The sequence below is a fragment of the Paenibacillus sp. FSL R7-0312 genome (assembly GCF_038004445.1).
Taxonomy (GTDB): domain Bacteria; phylum Bacillota; class Bacilli; order Paenibacillales; family Paenibacillaceae; genus Paenibacillus_AQ.
In genome coordinates this window covers 7,620,257-7,638,605 of sequence record NZ_JBBORE010000001.1, presented here as the reverse complement: position 1 = coordinate 7,638,605, position 18,349 = coordinate 7,620,257, and the positions used below count along the sequence as shown (strand labels likewise).

16 protein-coding genes and 4 tRNA genes are annotated in these 18,349 nt (G+C 48.5%); all 20 read left to right on the top strand.

All coding sequences use genetic code 11. The features are described from left to right. Positions 1-70 precede the first annotated feature (70 nt). The 20 genes from MKX70_RS33010 (at position 71) to MKX70_RS32915 (ending at position 18,255) form a co-directional block, all read left to right on the top strand. Positions 71-146, top strand: a tRNA-Asn gene (locus MKX70_RS33010). A gap of 6 nt (positions 147-152) precedes the next feature. Next, a tRNA-Ser gene (locus MKX70_RS33005) sits at positions 153-241 on the top strand. A 203-nt stretch (positions 242-444) separates the two neighbouring features. Next, positions 445-1,449: a Gfo/Idh/MocA family protein gene (locus MKX70_RS33000; RefSeq protein ID WP_042233162.1), complete on the top strand. Its 1,005-nt coding sequence runs from the start codon at positions 445-447 to the stop codon at positions 1,447-1,449. A gap of 42 nt (positions 1,450-1,491) precedes the next feature. Further along, a complete protein-coding gene (locus MKX70_RS32995; RefSeq protein WP_042233164.1) occupies positions 1,492-2,409 on the top strand; it encodes a helix-turn-helix domain-containing protein in 918 nt (305 codons plus the stop codon). Between the two features lie 17 nt (positions 2,410-2,426). Continuing rightward, entirely contained in the window at positions 2,427-3,509 is a 1,083-nt protein-coding gene (locus MKX70_RS32990) for a Gfo/Idh/MocA family protein (protein ID WP_340789761.1), read from the top strand. A 473-nt stretch (positions 3,510-3,982) separates the two neighbouring features. Continuing rightward, positions 3,983-4,888 carry a branched-chain amino acid ABC transporter permease gene (locus MKX70_RS32985; protein ID WP_039296535.1) on the top strand — a complete coding sequence of 302 codons (906 nt, stop codon included), beginning with the start codon at positions 3,983-3,985 and terminating at the stop codon, positions 4,886-4,888. Positions 4,889-4,900: 12 nt separating this feature from the next. Beyond that, positions 4,901-5,869, top strand: a complete 969-nt coding sequence (locus tag MKX70_RS32980; protein ID WP_197073040.1) for a branched-chain amino acid ABC transporter permease — start codon at positions 4,901-4,903, stop codon at positions 5,867-5,869. Continuing rightward, the gene (locus MKX70_RS32975) at positions 5,838-6,620 is read left to right on the top strand and encodes an ABC transporter ATP-binding protein (RefSeq protein ID WP_042233168.1); all 783 of its coding nucleotides are present in this window, start codon (positions 5,838-5,840) and stop codon (positions 6,618-6,620) included. Before MKX70_RS32980 ends, MKX70_RS32975 begins: the two co-directional genes overlap by 32 nt. Positions 6,621-6,624: 4 nt before the next feature. Then, complete coding sequence (locus MKX70_RS32970; protein ID WP_039296330.1) at positions 6,625-7,326, top strand: ABC transporter ATP-binding protein; 702 nt, start codon at positions 6,625-6,627, stop codon at positions 7,324-7,326. Positions 7,327-7,401: 75 nt separating this feature from the next. Next, positions 7,402-8,598: an ABC transporter substrate-binding protein gene (locus MKX70_RS32965; protein WP_042233170.1), complete on the top strand. Its 1,197-nt coding sequence runs from the start codon at positions 7,402-7,404 to the stop codon at positions 8,596-8,598. A 235-nt stretch (positions 8,599-8,833) separates the two neighbouring features. Beyond that, positions 8,834-9,970: an alanine dehydrogenase gene (gene ald / locus MKX70_RS32960; RefSeq protein ID WP_340841605.1), complete on the top strand. Its 1,137-nt coding sequence runs from the start codon at positions 8,834-8,836 to the stop codon at positions 9,968-9,970. Positions 9,971-10,141: 171 nt separating this feature from the next. Then, a tRNA-Glu gene (locus tag MKX70_RS32955) sits at positions 10,142-10,216 on the top strand. A gap of 117 nt (positions 10,217-10,333) precedes the next feature. Further along, positions 10,334-10,416: transfer RNA gene (locus tag MKX70_RS32950), tRNA-Leu, on the top strand. Positions 10,417-10,638: 222 nt separating this feature from the next. After that, on the top strand, positions 10,639-10,854 hold the full coding sequence (locus tag MKX70_RS32945; RefSeq protein WP_340789752.1) for a hypothetical protein: 216 nt from the start codon (positions 10,639-10,641) through the stop codon (positions 10,852-10,854). A gap of 369 nt (positions 10,855-11,223) precedes the next feature. Next, positions 11,224-11,361, top strand: a complete 138-nt coding sequence (locus tag MKX70_RS32940) for a hypothetical protein (RefSeq protein WP_340789750.1) — start codon at positions 11,224-11,226, stop codon at positions 11,359-11,361. Beyond that, the gene (locus MKX70_RS32935; RefSeq protein WP_340789748.1) at positions 11,358-12,170 is read left to right on the top strand and encodes a carbohydrate ABC transporter permease; all 813 of its coding nucleotides are present in this window, start codon (positions 11,358-11,360) and stop codon (positions 12,168-12,170) included. Before MKX70_RS32940 ends, MKX70_RS32935 begins: the two co-directional genes overlap by 4 nt. Positions 12,171-12,864: 694 nt before the next feature. Next, positions 12,865-13,602 (top strand): hypothetical protein, encoded by a 738-nt coding sequence (locus MKX70_RS32930; RefSeq protein ID WP_042233180.1) that lies wholly within the window; start codon positions 12,865-12,867, stop codon positions 13,600-13,602. 40 nt (positions 13,603-13,642) lie between these two features. Further along, positions 13,643-14,878 carry an S-layer homology domain-containing protein gene (locus MKX70_RS32925; protein ID WP_340841604.1) on the top strand — a complete coding sequence of 412 codons (1,236 nt, stop codon included), beginning with the start codon at positions 13,643-13,645 and terminating at the stop codon, positions 14,876-14,878. Between the two features lie 10 nt (positions 14,879-14,888). Then, entirely contained in the window at positions 14,889-15,521 is a 633-nt protein-coding gene (locus tag MKX70_RS32920) for a hypothetical protein (RefSeq protein WP_042233182.1), read from the top strand. Between the two features lie 79 nt (positions 15,522-15,600). After that, complete coding sequence (locus MKX70_RS32915; protein WP_052416027.1) at positions 15,601-18,255, top strand: DUF5704 domain-containing protein; 2,655 nt, start codon at positions 15,601-15,603, stop codon at positions 18,253-18,255. The last annotated feature ends 94 nt before the right edge of the window (positions 18,256-18,349 follow it).

The following is an 18,349-nucleotide window of genomic DNA, read 5'->3' as shown; positions in this document are numbered from 1 at the left end:
TACAATCTCTTTTGCTAAGCTTGACTAACCTAAAGAATCATGATAAATTAATCCTTGTTCATGTTAATGTTCCCTGATAGCTCAGTTGGTAGAGCACTCGACTGTTAATCGAGTTGTCACAGGTTCGAGTCCTGTTCGGGGAGCCATTACTTGGAGAGATACCCAAGTGGCTATAAGGGGACCCTCTGCTAAGGGGTTAGACTGCGTAAGCGGTGCGAGGGTTCGAATCCCTCTCTCTCCGTATGATTAATACAGAAGGAGCTCATTTTGAGCTCCTTTTTTTGCGTTCATCCAGTCAGGGCGATGTGAAGCCTTGAAGTATGCGGGTTTCTTCTCGTGTCGTAATTACATATAGTTATTGTCGCATTTATCTACTAAAAAACCTGCATGTTATGTGATACCTTATAGTTAATGTCAGAATACTATATATGGAGGTGCAGGCGAATGAGCATTAGGATTGGCAAAATCAGCTTTTGGCATGTGCATGCCTGGGATTATACGAAGCAGGCTCAGGAACATAGTGATACTGCAATCGCTGCGGTGTGGGATGAGGATGCGGAGCGCGGCAAGACGGCTGCGGACAGCTTGAATGTTCCGTTTTATGATTCTTTGGATGACCTGCTTGCCCGGAAGGATATAGATGCCGTTATTGTGGACGCGCCAACCTGTCAGCACCGGGATATCATCATTGCGGCCGCCAAAGCCGGTAAGCACATCTTCACCGAAAAGGTTGTGGCTGCAACGTTGAGTGAGGTCAATGAAATCCTGTCAGAAGTCTCGGATCATGGAGTGAAGCTAACGGTCTCCCTCCCGCGTCTAAACGATGGTTATACTTTATCGGTTCAAGAAATTCTAAACCAGGGACTGCTTGGAGAAATAACGTATGTCAGAGTCCGCTTATCTCATAATGGCGCAACTGCAAACTGGCTTCCCGAACATTTCTTTAGTCTGGAGCAATGCCAGGGCGGTGCCTTAATTGATCTTGGCTGTCATCCCATGTACCTGACCAGGCTCTTTCTAGGTCAAGAAGTGACCGGTGTAAGTGCGAACTTTGGATATGTAACAGGCAAGGAAGTTGAAGACAACGCGGTGGCGACGCTCTATACCGATTCAGGAGCTATTGGTGTGGTGGAAGCCGGATTCGTGAATAGCTACTCACCGTTTACGATCGAAGTGCATGGAACGGAAGGAACCCTTTTATACGGAACGCCTGAAGAGAAGCTGCTCGTTAGAAGTACTAAAGCGCCAGACAAAGGGGATTCCTGGATAGATATGCCTCTGCAAGACCACCGGGAAACTGCATTTCAACAATGGGTCAGCCACATTCAGAACAACACGCTTGCTACCGAGAATATTGAAATCGCAACTGAGCTTACAAGGTTAATGGAGGCGGCGAATCTCTCCGCGAGTGCAGGCCGTGTTATCCGGTTAGCCGAATTGAACGCCTGATTACTCATCCATGAAGAGCTTAGCTCAAGCAGGAGGATTACCATGAGCCATTTTCCCTTCGGGATTATGTTTGAGAAGCAGGATATGCTTGAAAGGCTGGATATTTCAATCCTGTGGGGACATTATGAAATTTCAGTTCTCCGGTTTCATTTGACCTCTTTTCCCCCGGGAAAGGTCATTGATTTCCATAACCATGCTGAATTTGAATTTCATTTCATTCCGCGGGGCAAGGGGACGGTTATTCTTGGCGATCAGCGGTATCCTTTATCGGAGGGAATGCTCTATTTAACCGGACCGGGAGTCATGCATCGTCAGGAAGCGGATTCGGAAGTATCGATGGAGGAGCTGTGTCTGCATGTCAATATTGCAGCAAAGCCCAGAGAAGATGCGGATCCATGGGAGGTTGCGGAAGCCGAGGAATGCGTGGAGAAGCTGAGGAGGCTTCCCACTGTTCCTGCACAAGATTATCACAGAGCTATGAAATGCTTTCTCGAAGCTTATGAGGCCTGTGACGGCAAGCTTACGGGATATTACACTTCTATTAAACATCTCGTGATCAGTATTTTACTGAAGGTAACCAGAGCTTACGATGCAGGCGGGATGGGAACCTCCGCACCGGTCCGGGATATGTTGACCTCCCGCTATCAATATGCCATTCAGTATATGGAAGCGAATTCTTCAGCAACCGTAACCCTGGAGAATGTTGCGGAGAAGCTCAATATCAGCTCCAGGCAGCTGCAGCGAATATTTAAGCAGATCGATCCGGATAGAACATTCAGCCGGGTTCTTGAAGAGATAAGGCTGCAGGCCGTATGCAGCAAACTTGAGACCAGCGCTCTGCCGATCGAATACATCGCTGAGTCTGAAGGATTTACGAATGCGACTTACCTGCATTCGGTTTTCCGCAAGCGGCTCGGAATGACCCCGGCGGCCTACCGCAAGTCCAAAAAACTAAATTAAAGTGAGGATGAGAGGATATGAGTAAAGTGTATCGTGTTGGAGTTATCGGATGTGGAGGTATTGCGAACGGGAAGCATCTTCCGAGCTTGAGCAGACAGGATAAGGTCCAAGTGGTTGCCTTTTGCGACATTATTAAGGAACGGGCGGAGTCGGCTGCAGAACAATATGGAAACGCGGAGGCTGTTGTCTATACGGATTATCAGGAATTATTGAAGGATGCTTCTATTGATATTGTCCATGTGCTTACTCCGAATGATGCGCATGCGGAAATATCTATTGCGGCATTAGAGGCAGGAAAGCATGTGATGTGTGAGAAGCCAATGGCCAAAACAGCGGCAGATGCCAAGCGTATGGCCGAGGCGGCGAAACGTACAGGCAAGAAGCTGACGATCGGTTATGACAACCGGTTCAGACAAGACAGCTTGTATTTGAAAAAGGTTTGCGAATCAGGGGAGCTTGGCCATATCTATTATGCGAAAGCACATGCCATCAGACGGAGAGCCGTTCCGACCTGGGGTGTTTTCCTGGATGAGGAGAAGCAGGGTGGAGGCCCGCTTATTGATATCGGGACCCACGCGCTTGATCTGACGCTCTGGATGATGGATAACTACAAACCGAAGGTTGTGCTGGGTACCAAGTACCACGAGCTCGCACAGAAAAAAGATGCGGCTAACGCCTGGGGCCCATGGGACCCGGAGAAATTCACCGTAGAGGACTCCGCGTTCGGAATGATTGTGATGGAGAATGGTGCAACGATTACGCTGGAAGCAAGCTGGGCACTGAATTCGCTTGATGTGGATGAGGCTAAGTGCAGCTTAAGCGGAACCGAAGCGGGTGCGGATATGAAGAATGGTCTCAGAATTAACGGGGAGAATCATAGTAAGCTATACACGAAGGAAGTTGAGCTTGGTGCCGGAGGGGTAGCGTTCTATGAAGGCAAAGCAGAGAAGGCTACGGATGTGGAATTGAGAAAGTGGATTGAAGCTATTGAAGAGGATAAAGATCCGGTCGTTACTCCTGAACAGGCTTATGTAGTCTCCCGGATTCTGGAAGCTATCTATGAATCGGCACAGACGGGTAAGGCGGTTTATTTGGACTAAACGTTAATCGGTCTGCAGAGTGTATCAGGCAAATAAGCTGGACCTCCCGATGTAAGAGGGGCCAGCTTATTTGCTTTTCAGACAAATAACGACAAAAAGTCTGTCGGTTCAACCCGTTACCCCTTTAATAAAATGAAGGAGTGATGCTGTAAAGAGACAAATGTTATATTAATTGCGTGAAAATAAAGTATTGTATAAGAAAAGGAAACAAATCCTAAAACTATCCTGCTTTAAAATCCTCTGTTTTACTCCCGTTTTCTACGAATTTTTCGAAAACTAACAAAAACCTACCGAATACTACACATACCATGTAATTTAACATAACATCAAATCTTGAATTTTATATTAATTCACATAAAAATTAGTGACGACACCCAACCCTTGTGTTAATATAAATGACATCATAAAGAAATAAAAGAGAGGCAAGGCAGAGAAAGGGGAATTATGATTATTATGGGGAAAAGGGGATGGCGATGGAGTACTTCATTCAGCAACTAATTAACGGGATTTCCGTAGGCAGTATCTATGCTCTGATCGCCCTTGGTTACACTATGGTTTACGGTATCATCAAACTGATCAATTTTGCGCACGGCGATGTATTTATGGTAGGTTCGTTCATCGGACTCTACAGTGCCAAATATCTGGCGAATGCCGGATTGCCGCCCATCGTTGTCCTGCTCTTGTCGCTGATCATTTCGATGACCATCAGCGCATTGCTCGGTATAACAATAGAGCGTCTGGCTTACAAGCCGCTTCGCAAGTCAACCCGGATTGCCGCGCTGATCACTGCGATTGGTGTATCCTTCCTGCTGGAATATACCGGGGTATTGATTCTTGGCCCTCAGGCTCAAGGCTTCCCGGATATTATGGAGAAGAAGCAATATCATCTGTTCGGTTCTTCCATCCAAGTGGAATCTAATCAGATCATGATTCTGCTAACAACGATTATTCTAATGCTTGTCCTGCAGTATATCGTCCGTTATACCAAAACCGGTAAAGCAATGCGGGCGGTATCATTCGATGTGGAAGCGGCGCGATTGATGGGGATCAACGTAGACCGCACCATTTCAGCTACATTCGCAATCGGTTCAGCGCTTGCTGCTGCTGCCGGAGTCATTTTTGGAATGACATATAACTCAGTAGATCCTTTGATGGGCGTTATGCCTGGACTCAAAGCTTTCGTAGCTGCGGTGCTCGGGGGAATCGGAAGTATTCCTGGTGCCCTTGTAGGCGGATTGCTGCTGGGAACGGTAGAGACAGAGATTTCTTCACTTGGGTTCTCCTCATGGCGTGACGGCGTGGCATTCGCGGTACTGATTCTGATCCTTATCTTTAAACCATCCGGACTGTTTGGCAAGAATGTCCGGGAGAAAGTGTAGGAGGGAACTGCCGTGAAAAATATAAATAAAAAGTTCTGGATGGGCATAATCGTTGCCCTTGCGTTCTATGGAGTCGTCAAAGTTCTTCTAACAACGGGAGTTCTAAGTGATGTAAACCAATCTATGCTGCTTCTCATTGGTGTTAACATCATGCTTGCGGTATCCCTCAACCTGATTACCGGGATTACCGGACAGTTCTCCATTGGTCATGCTGGATTTATGTCCGTAGGTGCGTACACTTCGGCTATCCTTACCCTTGACTACAACGTGCCATTCATTCCAGCCATTATTGCAGGCGGACTCCTGGCGGCGGTGTTCGGCGTATTGATCGGGATGCCTACTCTCCGGCTTAACGGTGACTATCTTGCCATTGCCACACTGGGATTCGGTGAAATCATCCGGATTATCATGCTGAATACAGAATTCGTTGGCGGAGCTTCCGGGCTCAGCGGTATTCCTGCCAAAACAACGTGGACGATGTTATTCTTCTTCACCCTGATTTCAGTAGTTCTGATTAATAACTTCATTAGATCCACACACGGCCGGGCGTGTATTGCTATCCGTGAGAATGAAATTGCAGCAGAGGCTATGGGTATTAATACGACACGCTACAAAATTATCGCTTTCACCATCGGTGCCTTGTTTGCCGGGATTGCAGGCGGGCTGTCAGCTCATACGTTCTACGTTATTACACCGGGTAGTTTCAACTTCCTGAAGTCGTTTGAAATTATCGTTATGGTTGTTCTCGGGGGACTTGGCAGCACGGCGGGTTCCATTGTCGGAGCGGTGTTCGTTACCCTGCTCTACACCTACTTACGTGAATTCCCGGAATGGCGGATGATTATTTACTCCATTGTGCTCATCCTGATGATGATCTTCCGCCCAAGCGGCCTGCTGGGCACAACCAAATTCTCATTCGGCAAGTTCGGCAAAAAGGAGGCTAAGGCAAATGACGCAATCGAAGGCAGCAGTGCTCCTTGATGTTAAGGAGGCCAGCCGATCCTTTGGCGGACTTAAGGCAGTCAGTGAGGTTTCCCTTCATATTAACAAAGGTGAACTGATTGGTCTGATCGGACCCAACGGCGCCGGCAAAACAACATTGTTCAATCTGCTGACCGGGGTTTACCCCCCTTCATCAGGCAGTATTCTTCTGAATAACGAATCCATTGGCGGGATGAAGCCTTATAAAATTAACCATAAAGGTGCCGCCCGTACGTTCCAGAACATCCGCTTATTTACGGCTATGACTGTGCTGGAGAATGTCAAAATTGCTTTTCATCAGCATGCCAAACACTCGTTATTCTCGTCTATGCTCCGTTTGCCGAAGCATTTCAAAGGAGAGGACGAAATTACCCGGAAGGCGATGGATATTCTCAAAATATTCAATCTTGCCGATCAGAGTCAAGAGGTAGCCAGCAACCTGAGCTATGGTAACCAGCGCCGACTTGAAATTGCCCGGGCGCTTGCTGCCGGACCTAAGCTGCTGCTGCTCGATGAGCCGGCAGCCGGAATGAACCCGAATGAGACGCGTGATCTGATGAATCTGATTGCCTGGATCCGTGAGGAATTTGACCTTACCATTCTGCTGATTGAGCATGATATGTCACTGGTTATGGGTGTCTGCAACCGGATTTACGTACTGGACCGCGGAATCCTTATCGCTGACGGAACTCCGGTGGAAATCCGGAATAATCCGAAGGTTATCGAAGCGTATTTGGGACAGGAGGCGTAGAACTATGCTTACAGTACAAGGAATCAATGTTTATTACGGAGCTATTCATGCCTTGAAGGATCTCAGCATCAACGTGAAGCAGGGAGAGATCGTTACACTGATCGGTGCTAATGGCGCCGGCAAGTCAACGCTGCTCAAGACGCTGTCGGGGCTGCTTAAACCCAAGACAGGAAGTATTGAATTCCTGGATAAATCGATTGCCAATCAAAGTGTTCAAGCGATTGTTAAGGAAGGGCTAATTCATTGTCCTGAAGGACGCCGCGTCTTCGCGAATATGTCCGTTGAGGAGAACCTGGAGCTGGGTGCTTATCTGCAGGATTCCGGCAGCCTAGCAGCTGACTTCCAGAGAGTCTACAACACTTTCCCGCGTCTGCTGGAACGTAAGAAGCAACAAGCCGGAACGCTGTCCGGCGGGGAACAGCAGATGCTTGCCATGGGGCGGGCGATTATGGGACACCCCAAGCTGCTGCTGCTGGATGAACCGTCCATGGGGCTGGCGCCGCTGCTGGTCCAGGATATTTTCAAAATCATCAAAGAAGTCAATGACGCCGGAACCACTGTACTGCTGGTTGAGCAGAATGCCCATCAGGCGCTCAAAATCGCTGACCGTGCCTATGTTCTGGAGACAGGTAGAGTAGTGCTTGAAGGGGACGCCAAGGAATTGGCCGATTCCGATGAAATCAAAATGGCTTATCTTGGTCACTAAACAGATACGCCTAACTACAGCAGCATCACAGAAACAACATATAAAAATTAATTAATCGGGAGGCTGGGAGAAACAATGAAGAAAATTGGGGCCATTATTTTGTCGACAGTACTGACTGCGGTATTAGCATCGGGCTGTGGCAACAACACAGAGAACAGCGGTAACTCTGCAAGCGGCGGAAATGCTGCCGGAGGCACAATCAAAATCGGGGCTGACCTTGAGCTCACAGGCGGTCAAGCTTCTTTCGGCGACTCCGCATCAAAGGGCGCGAAGCTGGCTGTTGACGAGATCAATGCTGCAGGCGGGATCCTGGGCAAACAGCTCGAGCTGGTCGTAGCTGACAATGCTTCGAAATCTGAAGAAGCTACACAGGCGGCACAGAAGCTGATTACCAATGATAAGGTTGTTACAATCATCGGGGCTTCCACTTCTACCAATACGCTGGGTATCGTTCCGGTTGCTACCGAGAAGAAGATTCCACTCGTTGCAGTAGGTGCCACCAACCCTAAAGTTACTGTAGATGAGCGCAGTGGCAATGTGAATGAATATGTGTTCCGCGCAGCCTTTATCGATCCTTTCCAAGGTGAAGTGATGGCTAACTTTGCAATCGACTCCCTGAAAGCCAAAAAAGCAGTAATCTATACAGATACTTCGAGTGACTACTCCAAAGGTCTGCAGAAGTTCTTCGAAGAGACCTTCAAAGCTAAAGGCGGCGAAGTGCTCAGCCAAGAGTCCTATCAGCAGAAAGACTCTGACTTCAAAGCGGTTCTGACACGTATCAAAGCAGCAAACCCCGATGTGATTTACCTGCCGGGCTACTATGAAGAGGTTGGTAAAATCGTGAAACAGGCCCGTGAAATGGGCATCACTGTTCCTTTCCTGGGCGGAGACGGATGGGATTCCCCGCAGCTGGCTGAAATCGCTGGTGCAGAAGCCTTGGAGAACACTTATATGTCCAATCACTACTCGCCTGAAGATACAGCTACTGAAGTAACAAGCTTCGTTGAAGCCTACAAAGCAGCTAATGGCGGTGCAGTTCCGGATGGTATGGCTGCCCTTGGTTACGATGCACTGAAGCTGGTGGCTGATGCCATCACCCGTGCCGGTGAAGCGGATCCGGCCAAAATTACAGAAGCTTTGGCAGCAACCAAAGATCTGCAGCTCGCTACAGGAAAAATTACCCTGAACGAAACACATGACCCGGTTAAAGCGGCTGTCGTTCTAAAATTCGTTGACGGTAAACAGACCTTCGAAACAAAGGTTAATCCTTAAGAGGTAAATCCGCATATACTAGGGTGAATGGAATTGGGGTTCTTTAGCACCGCAAGAGGCCGCTTGGCCTCCTGCGTCACCTTAGCTCTGAAAAGAAAGGCTCAATTCTGAGCCTTTCTTTTCGCATATCACAGGAAGGCCATGCTCACCAAACTAAGCCTATGCTTCCGAAGCGAGTTTTGCCGATGTTATATCAAGGAAGGTTATGCTCACCAAACTTTTAGGGGGAATCAGCATGATTGTTGGCGTACCCGCAGAAATCAAGAATAATGAGAACCGCGTTGCCATAACCCCGGCCGGGGTAGAAGCACTCCGGAAGGCGGGGCATGAAGTGTATATTGAAGCCTCTGCCGGCACAGGCAGCGGCTTCGATGACCAAGAATACCTGGATAAAGGTGCTGTGGTTCTGGACACCGCTGCGGAAATCTGGGGCAAGGCGGAGATGATCATTAAAGTCAAGGAGCCTCTGCCGGAGGAATATGCTTATTTCCGCAAAGGGCTGATTCTCTTCACATACCTGCATCTGGCGCCGGAGGCGGTTCTGACCAAGGCGCTTGTGGAAGGCGGGGTAACAGCGGTAGGGTATGAGACCATCCAGCTTGAAGATGGCTCCCTGCCGCTGCTTATCCCGATGAGCGAGGTTGCCGGACGGATGGCTGTGCAGATCGGTGCCGGGCTGCTGGAGAAGCCGCAGGGCGGTAAGGGTATCCTGCTGGGCGGGGTGCCGGGAGTTCAGCCTGGAGAGGTAGTGATTGTCGGCGGTGGCATTGTCGGCACCAATGCGGCGAAGATTGCCCTGGGGATGGGAGCACGCGTGACGGTGCTCGATCTGAATGCGGGCAGGCTGCGTGTTCTGGATGATATTTTTGGCGGAAGGCTTGTTACAGTGATGTCGGATTCCTATCATCTTGAGCAGGCTGTCCGCCGAGCCGATCTGCTGATCGGGGCTGTACTGATTCCCGGTGCCCGTGCTCCCAAGCTGGTTAAAGAGTATATGGTACAGCAGATGGCAGAGGGTTCTGTAATCGTGGACGTGGCGATTGATCAGGGCGGCTCGATTGAGACCATCGACCGGATTACAACCCATGAGAACCCGACCTATGTGAAGCATGGCGTGGTGCACTATGCGGTGGCCAATATGCCGGGGGCGGTCGCCCGGACCTCTACACTGGCGCTGACCAATGTGACAATCCCTTATGCACTGCAAATTGCCAATCATGGCATTCATGTGGCTGCGGTCAACAATGCTGCGCTTGCGCGCGGCCTGAATGTGGTGGCTGGATACGTAACGAATCTGGCAGTAGCGCAGAGTCTGGGCTATGAATGCTCGGATGGAATCCGCGTCCTAGCTGCGGCTGGCGGACGTATTTAAGAAGGGGAGAATATTGTTTTCGGCTTCGCGGGAAGGCGGGCTGGGAGAGGGAGAAGCGGAAGCTGCACGCCCAATTCTCCCTGATATTTTCTTGAGAAAATAAAGCTTGTCAAATTCATTAAGGTTTGATATACTCATTTTTGTTGTGACAAACACACAAACTTATCATCTGGCTCGTTGGTCAAGGGGTTAAGACACCTCCCTTTCACGGAGGTAACATGGGTTCGAATCCCATACGAGTCACCATAATCTTCTTCGAATGATGGGATGAGAATCCTTGGGTTCGTTGAAGCCTCGGCTAGGTTAGGAATACTTCGCAATCTCGTAACAGAGTGGAGAGTATCCCATACGAGTCATCAATATGCGGTAGTGGTGGAATGGCAGACACGCTATCTTGAGGGGGTAGTGGGTGTATACCCGTGGAGGTTCGAGTCCTCTCTACCGCATAATTTGAAATGAACGGGAAACCCTTGATGATTCAAGGGTTTTTTTGTTATATAAATAGAGCGTTTAGAATAGCGACTTGTCTCCGGATGAGTTGCTTTTTTGTTGTTGGTTGTGAATTATTGTCATCCCTACAGTTAGGGAGGTATTTCCATTGACGGCGTCTTCATGTTCCGTTATACCTGCATATATATCCGAAAACGACAGGAACGGGAGGATCTGCAATGAATTTTGTAATTTCGGTCATGCTTGTGGATGATGAGCCGCTTGCACTGGAGAATGTATATGATATGGTGCCTTGGGCAGAGCATGGTTTTGAGGTAGTTGCGAAGGCAACGAGCGGGCGTATGCGCTGCGGTTATTCGAGAAATTGCAGCCGCAACCGCCTGTTGGAACAGCTGAGGAAGAAGGCCGCGGACATGCACTTCAAATTCTGCTGAAAGATATGTTAGCGGGCAAATATCAAGTCCCTGCGGGAATCAGGAGTCCCGGATGCACCGGCTGGTTACAGAATATCAGCAGAGGCAGCCTGCGCTGCTGTATCTTGAGCTGACGGCTGCCATGCTGCTGGATGGCAGCCGCCGGAACACACGCTGGCCGGTATCCTCCGTGTGGAAGAGCATCGAAGATGAAATCCGCCTACAGTCCACGGAGATAGAGGGAATTCACATTTTAGAGATGGATGAAGGAGGCTACATAGTGCTGCTGAAGCTGTCATCTTCCAGCAGTCTGTTGCTCCAGCATTATATCTTGCGGCAGATTGCAGGCCAAATGCTAGTTACGGCTCGACCTTCACACCAATCTGGTATATGTTCGACGCTTCCTTCAACGGCAGTGCGTTCAAGTATGGCAAAGGGGCAGCAATCGCTTATGGCACCTTCCTGTTCATCGCCTTGTTCTCGGTAGTTGGCATGAAATGGATCAACAGGGATGGTGACGACAAATGAGAGCAAAGAAATTTTTTACCGTATTGCTGCTTAGTCTGATCGCTGTCGCTTTCCTGTTCCCGTTCTATATGATGATTGTGATGGGAACCTATTATTCCGAGGACCTGTTCAAGCAGCTTCCAATTCTGCCCAGCGGCTATCTGCTGGAGAATCTGCAGACTATCATGTCCGCCAGCTTCCTGCGGAATTATTGGAACAGCTTCTATGTAGCCGTATTGTTCACCCTCGTGACGGTGGGGGTGGCCTCGATTACCGGGTTTGCTTTTGCCAAATATGAATTCAAGGGTAAAAATGCGCTGTACGGCTTCATTCTGCTGACGATGATGATTCCCGGACACCTGGGCCTGATTGCTTATGTCATGGAGATGAAGTGGTTCCATCTGAACAACACCCATGCGCCGCTGATTCTGGCCGGACTGAACAACGCCTTCGGCGTATTCTTCATGACCCAGTTCATCCGTTCCTCTGTCCCGACCGAGGTCATCGAAAGTGCGCGGATCGACGGCTGCTCGGAGCCGGCGATTCTCACCAGAATCGTCGTTCCGTTCCTGATGCCGGCCATCAGCACCCTGGGGCTCATCTCCTTCCTGGGCTCATGGAACGGTTATCTGTTGCCTCTGGTAACGATAAACAAGCCGGAACTGTACACGCTGCCGCTGGGAATTGCCAATCTGTCTACCGTCTTCCGCACGGATTATTCGGCAAGTATCCTGGGGCTGACCCTAGGCACGCTTCCGCTGATCGTCCTTTTCCTCTTCGGCTCCAAAACATTGGTCCGGGGACTCACCGGCGGTGCGGTTAAAGGGTGAGGCCAAAAATCAAGCAGAATACCTGAACTAGTTCAGCAGAAGAATAGGCCGCCATTTTGGCGGCTTATTTGTTTTTGAGTACTACAAAAATTGAGGTGAAGAAGTATATTCCCGCAGGTATTTTATTTTAATAGGACAATGGAATAGTTTTGGCGCAGTCATTATTCATAGTATCGAAGTCCTGATGCAGAGAAGCCGGCTGTGGCTGATAGCTAAATAAAAAAATGACGGAGATGTAGTGATAACAAAATACATTTAAAGTAAAAATGTACATTGGATGGGGAATAGGGTAGGGAGTGGGTTGGGAATGTAAATATGCCATTATGCATAATTCTGGTGCTTGCGGAAATGAGCAGTGTGGCTATGGAACTATATCTTTATCCTCTGTTAATTTTAATGTGATAAAGAGAATGATGACTTATTAGGGATTAATGAACTATATTAACAATAAATGTTATGGAAAATATAAACTATTGTCGAGGATTGCCGATAATGCTAAATATAAATCCCGAATTAATGAGATTTTATATTTTTTATTCAAAATTTTAAATTAAATGAGCTTGGTAATCCAAAATTCCTATCCAGTGGTGATGAAAAAAATGAGTGTACAAGAAATGCTGGTCAATCAGGTACGATAACGGCAGTCCATTATGGCCGGGAGCGCCAGCTGAAGCTGGATCAGGATGTGCTGAGTGTGTTCTACAGTAACCTGGCGATGAAATTCGGACTGGAGAATAATAGGGCTGAATTGAACAATCTGAAAATGCATATGCCGGCTCTTGTGATGTTCGGTTATAGCGGATATACGCTGGTTACGCTTGATGATACAGCCGGTAACGGGGGAGAGAAGGAGCTTAAGCCTGTCAGCTGGCCGGAGCGGCCCTACTACTACAAGCTTCGGAATAATAACCTGCTCTATTTCACCTTAGATGATAACGCCCGGGTATACGACACTGGGACCAATGAATTCTATGAAGGAGAGTATGCAGAACTGGCTGCAGAGACGAATCTCGCACCTATTAACTCACTTGAGCTATTCCGCGAGATTCGCCAGAGCACGATCACTTCACTGGTCGAACAGGATCTGGCCACGGCCATTAATAGGCACATGGAGCTGGTGAAGCGGATGGGCTTGTCCATCCAGTTCACACTCCCGCGGGGTCTTCAGGAGCAGTCAATTCAGGATGTGGGAATTATGGCCTTTATACAAGGCTATCCGCTTCCCGGCGGGGAACTGCTGGATGCTTATTCCCTCGGCAGCGGCGCGGTCATGCGGCGCAAGGTGCTGATCGGAACCCGGAATGCAGCAGGCCGGCGTACGGCCTACGGTGAAAGCTGCTTGCCTGCCGGAGCGAATGTCATTGAGAGCCTATTCGATCCGGAGGAGGCAGCGAGGAAAGGGTATTTTGTGGAGGATTGTGCGGTTAGGTGAAGGAACATGAATGAGCCCAATACAATAGTGGAGGTACATAATGAGAAAAATAATACTTAACAGTCTATTGATTGTTTCTATGATATGCACAAGTTTGTTGGTGCAGAGTCGTCCAGTGCTAGCAGCAGAGCAGTCTGCTACATTTACGGACATTAAAGGACATTGGGCCAAAGCAGCTATCGATACGGCGGTAAAAAATGGCTACTTCAAAGGTTATGCTGACGGCACATTCAAACCGAATGGATCAGTAACCCGGGCAGAGTTCGCGGCATTGTTGGCAAGGGCGTCGAAGGCACAGCCTGAGACAGCACAACCGGGAAATTTCCCGGATCTGGCAGGGCATTGGAGTGAGACTGAAGTGAACCGGGCAATTGGACTGGGGTACATTAATGTCAGTGATTATCCGAATGGGTTCAAGCCAAGCACGCCCATTACACGGATGGAAATTGCCAAATGGATGGCATCCGGACTTGCGGCAGCCGATCCAGAGTATAAGGAGGCCTTGCAGGACACGGTTACAACGGTGCTTCCGGTAAAAGAGTATTTTAAACCGGGAGTCTCACAGTCCCAAGCTCCGTATATTGCGGTTTCGCTTGGGACCAAGCTGATGAGCGGCTATCCGGACGGATCCTTTGGATTAACTCAAAAAGCGACACGAGCGGAAGCATCCGCTATCCTGCTGCGTTTGAATGAGATTAGCCAGCAGGAGGCAAGCAGCCTTGTAGGTTTAAACGAATTGCGGGAAGTGGGAACCAAGCGGACGAATATGGAGAGCATCAGTCCGTTTACGACGGGTAAATCTTCCTTTAATGATGCTGCTGAGAAAACATTCACATTCAAAAATAAAAGCTGTATTGTCAAATTAAATCATTTCATTTTTGTGAATGCACAGGATCCCAAAAATCCTAAAGGGATTTATGCACCTTTGTTTTTCGATGAAAGTGAAATAATAGCTGAACAAGATAAACCTGGAGTATATAGGGCGTATGTTGAAGTTACTATTTATCCGTTGAAAAGTCCATTCTCCATAGGTGATTATTACAGTGATCATGATAGTGGTTTATTTACAGGAAATAGAACAAGGACTGATAATCTTAAAAATAAATATGGATATAATACTTTACCCTATGATGAACCTCAGCAATTCTTTGCAAACTATATGGACGGAAAAGGGGTTACTTTATGGCAGGTGCAATTCATAGAAGTTGGGCAAAGTAAAAAGGGTTTGACGATGGATGACGGATACTGGCTCTATTATAAACCGAAAGAGGAATAGGTGAGGCGGTATGAGAAAATGGGGCGTTGGCTTACTCCTTCTAGCTTTAATACTTGCTCTATTTCCAGTTCCGTCTTATGCAACAGGATTTAATCAGGGATACCCGGAAGGGGTCCTAGACATTGATGTAACTCCGCAAGGTCTGGCACCCATGCAGACTGTGAAAGTAAAAGTAAGAGGTGAGAAAGAGGCACGTCCCAAAGTCGTATGGGTGCAATCAGATGGTCCCGAATGGACAGCAACTTATACAGGCGGGCCAAAAACAACTTTAACGAATGGATCTGGAGACTCTGCGGTTCCGAAGAAAGAACGTACCGATTTTATTTTGGATATGAGAGATTATGCCCCTGAATCCATGAAAGACCAAAGAGAAAATGCATTCCCCATATCTGAAATCAAAAATCTGGAAATATCAGATATGGCATGGAAAGCAGTTGGGGACACTTATACGCCAGCTGTGGCTGGCGGAAATCCGGAGTTTCAGGCAGGTACAATGACAGCTAACATCAAGGTCTATACGGGCTATCCGTTAAATTATAATCTAAAAACAAAATTTGGTACTAGAGCGGATGGGGCGAATAAATATACAGCAGAATACTATATTCCAATGGATGTAAAATACGAAGGGTATGTATGTAGTTGAAAAAAAACAAATGCGTGTACTCCAAAATGCTACTCTTCAAGTTAATGATTCGAAAAACCTGCAGGCTCAGGTGCGGACAATGGCTACTGACATGACCGAATTCCCCAACAACTGGAACGATGTGACATCGGCGACAACGAATACGACCTGGAGCTCAGATAATTCAGCAGTAGCTACTGTAGACCAGTATGGGAAAGTAGTGGCCCATGCAGAAGGAACTGCACATATCACAGCCAAGTGGAACAAATATCCATATTCCCTATATGGAACTGCTACCATAACCGTAGGCGGGGGAGAAGGCTCAGGTTCAGGCGAATGCACCTACACCATTCAACCTCCGAACAAGATCGCGGCTCCGCAAGCATCATTTATGGACCCGTCAGCGAGCGGGGTAATTCTGGGTGATGATGCATCGAATGGGATACACTTTGATGCACCGACCGGAATTCCTACCTCAGATCATTTATACGCTAATGCGTGGGGAAAGAATTATTTGTTTGAACATACCTTTGCCAATATGGCAGGGCAGATACGCTATTCCTGCAGTGTGGATGTTACCTATCCTACTAAATGGGAGGAAGCCCAGCCGGATCTTCCGGGAGAGGATGGTGGAGATCCGATCCCCCAAGATCCAATTCCCAAAGATTCATCCTTTGACAAAACCTATACCTTTGAACTGACGCCTAGAGAATATGCGTACTGGCAGATCGATCAGTTATCCGTCTATCAAATCGACCGGGCACTGATGGAGAACTATGCCCTGCCGGGAGGGTCGGTCACACTTTACCCTAACAACTATAATGCTCCGGCGGTTGAACTTGCCAACAGTACTGTGGTGGAAGAGCATGTTGTTCCCCAAGAGACAGGAACCCTATCGTTTACGCCGGAGGTGGTCGATGGCGGGGACCATGAACCAAGCCCGAGCGATGTTGATGATAAAGATGAGCTTAAGAGTCTTGCAGAATCGCAAACGAACGATCCAAAGGTGCAGAATGACCGGCTGGTATTCAACGGACAGATGATTATGGATGACACTGTCTCTACAAAGACCGGGCCCGTTCCAGGAAGGATTGCCGATCCGCAGGATACCGGAGGCGATGTACTTTATCAAGGCCAGTTGATGATTAACCGGAGTCTGCTCAACCGGGCAAATGCGGCCAGTTCTGGCTCAATATATTACACGATGCTGCCGGAGAATGTGGAGGGACAGGGGGACCGGGCGTATTCAATCAATGGCATTAACTCCATCACCGTACACACACCAGTCGTCAACTATTCACTTCTCCCGGATGATAACCGTCCTTACGACCAGCGGATGGACCCGGATTACGACCGGACGGTGCTGATTCTGGACCGGCCCTTTACTGTTCATTTCACAGAGAGCGGGCAGCACCTGAACATCCCAGGCTATGGCAACCGGGATTATGGCAAGTACACGCAGAACAAACGCATCCAGTTTCCGTTCGGTGTGTTCCAAGAGGGAATGTATTACCCGGAGAACACCTGGATCAATATCCCTGTCGGGACACTGTACATGAACTTTACCATGCCGACTTGGGTTAACGAAGGGGACTACACCATTCATACACAGTCTTGGGCAATCAATGCCCCGTCGGACGGGGCGGAGTTGTGTCAGGTGAATCTGAACGGAAATCTGGCAAATTACTGCGCAGCAGAGAGCTTCAATGTCGGGGTGGTCGGCCGGCTGTTCGATTTTCGGATCTGGGATATCGGGGATTTCCGGTTTGAAAAAGTATTCCGCACGGGAACGGGCAACCTTGATCATAGCAACGCAATGTATTATACGGGCGGGAACGATGAGAATGGAACACCAACGGCTTTAAGCAGCCAAAAACAGTGGCATCTCCCAATCCGCAAAGGCTCACATCCCACGGAGCAGATAACAGTTCCGCATAATGGCTACTCGTTTCTGTTTGACTTTCGGACCATCGGGAATCTGTGGCAGCCGGGAGAGGGAATCCGGATTGAGCCAAGCTTCTATTTTATTCCGAAGACTGGAGGAAGTGCAGCGCCCGTTGATCTGTATTATGACGTCTCGGGTTCGGGCAATAAGATGATCGGCGTCGGCTCACCGAAGGACAAGCTGAGCTATACCCGCACCTACCGCTTAGCCGATGGTCTGCGGAACATATCAGGTGGCGAGTTATCCACGGCGGCCAGCTATGAGTATAACTACATCCTCACGGAGGCGGAGCGGGGACAAACGAATTGGCTGAAGTTCTACGAGAAGTATCTAAAGCGCAAAACCGAGATTTCCGAAGGCTATAACCTGGAAATTCTGCCTTATACATCGCGTACCTTAGTCGGTCCTACGAATATTCCGAATGGAGTAAACCCCATTGCCGCAGTACGCAGCGTGCAGCACTGGTACGGGGAATACAACCTGCCGATAGCTCCTTACATCCTGCCCAAGGGGACTAACATTGTGACTTTGGCGACTCATTATGGCGGCGCACTGGACGGCCATGAACAGGAGTTCATTTCCGGCGGCTATATTCTGGTGAAGTTCGAAATTTATACGGTCAAAAATAGTGATGCCGGCACCCGCATTCTGGGCTACAAGGCGCCTGAAGCCAATATGTGGGCGATTGAAGGCCAGATGACCACAGACACTGATGAAATGGGACATCCGTTTTCTTTTTCCTCCGGGGACATTATCCTGTTCGAATCGGATTTCTCGGTGCGCAATGACTATCAGGGTCAGGGGAAATGAACCTGAATTAAGTAGAGGTAAAAAATTCTTTAAAAGGAATAAAATATAAAATTATCAACGCATTAGACCGATAAATAAATTATGCAGAACCAGA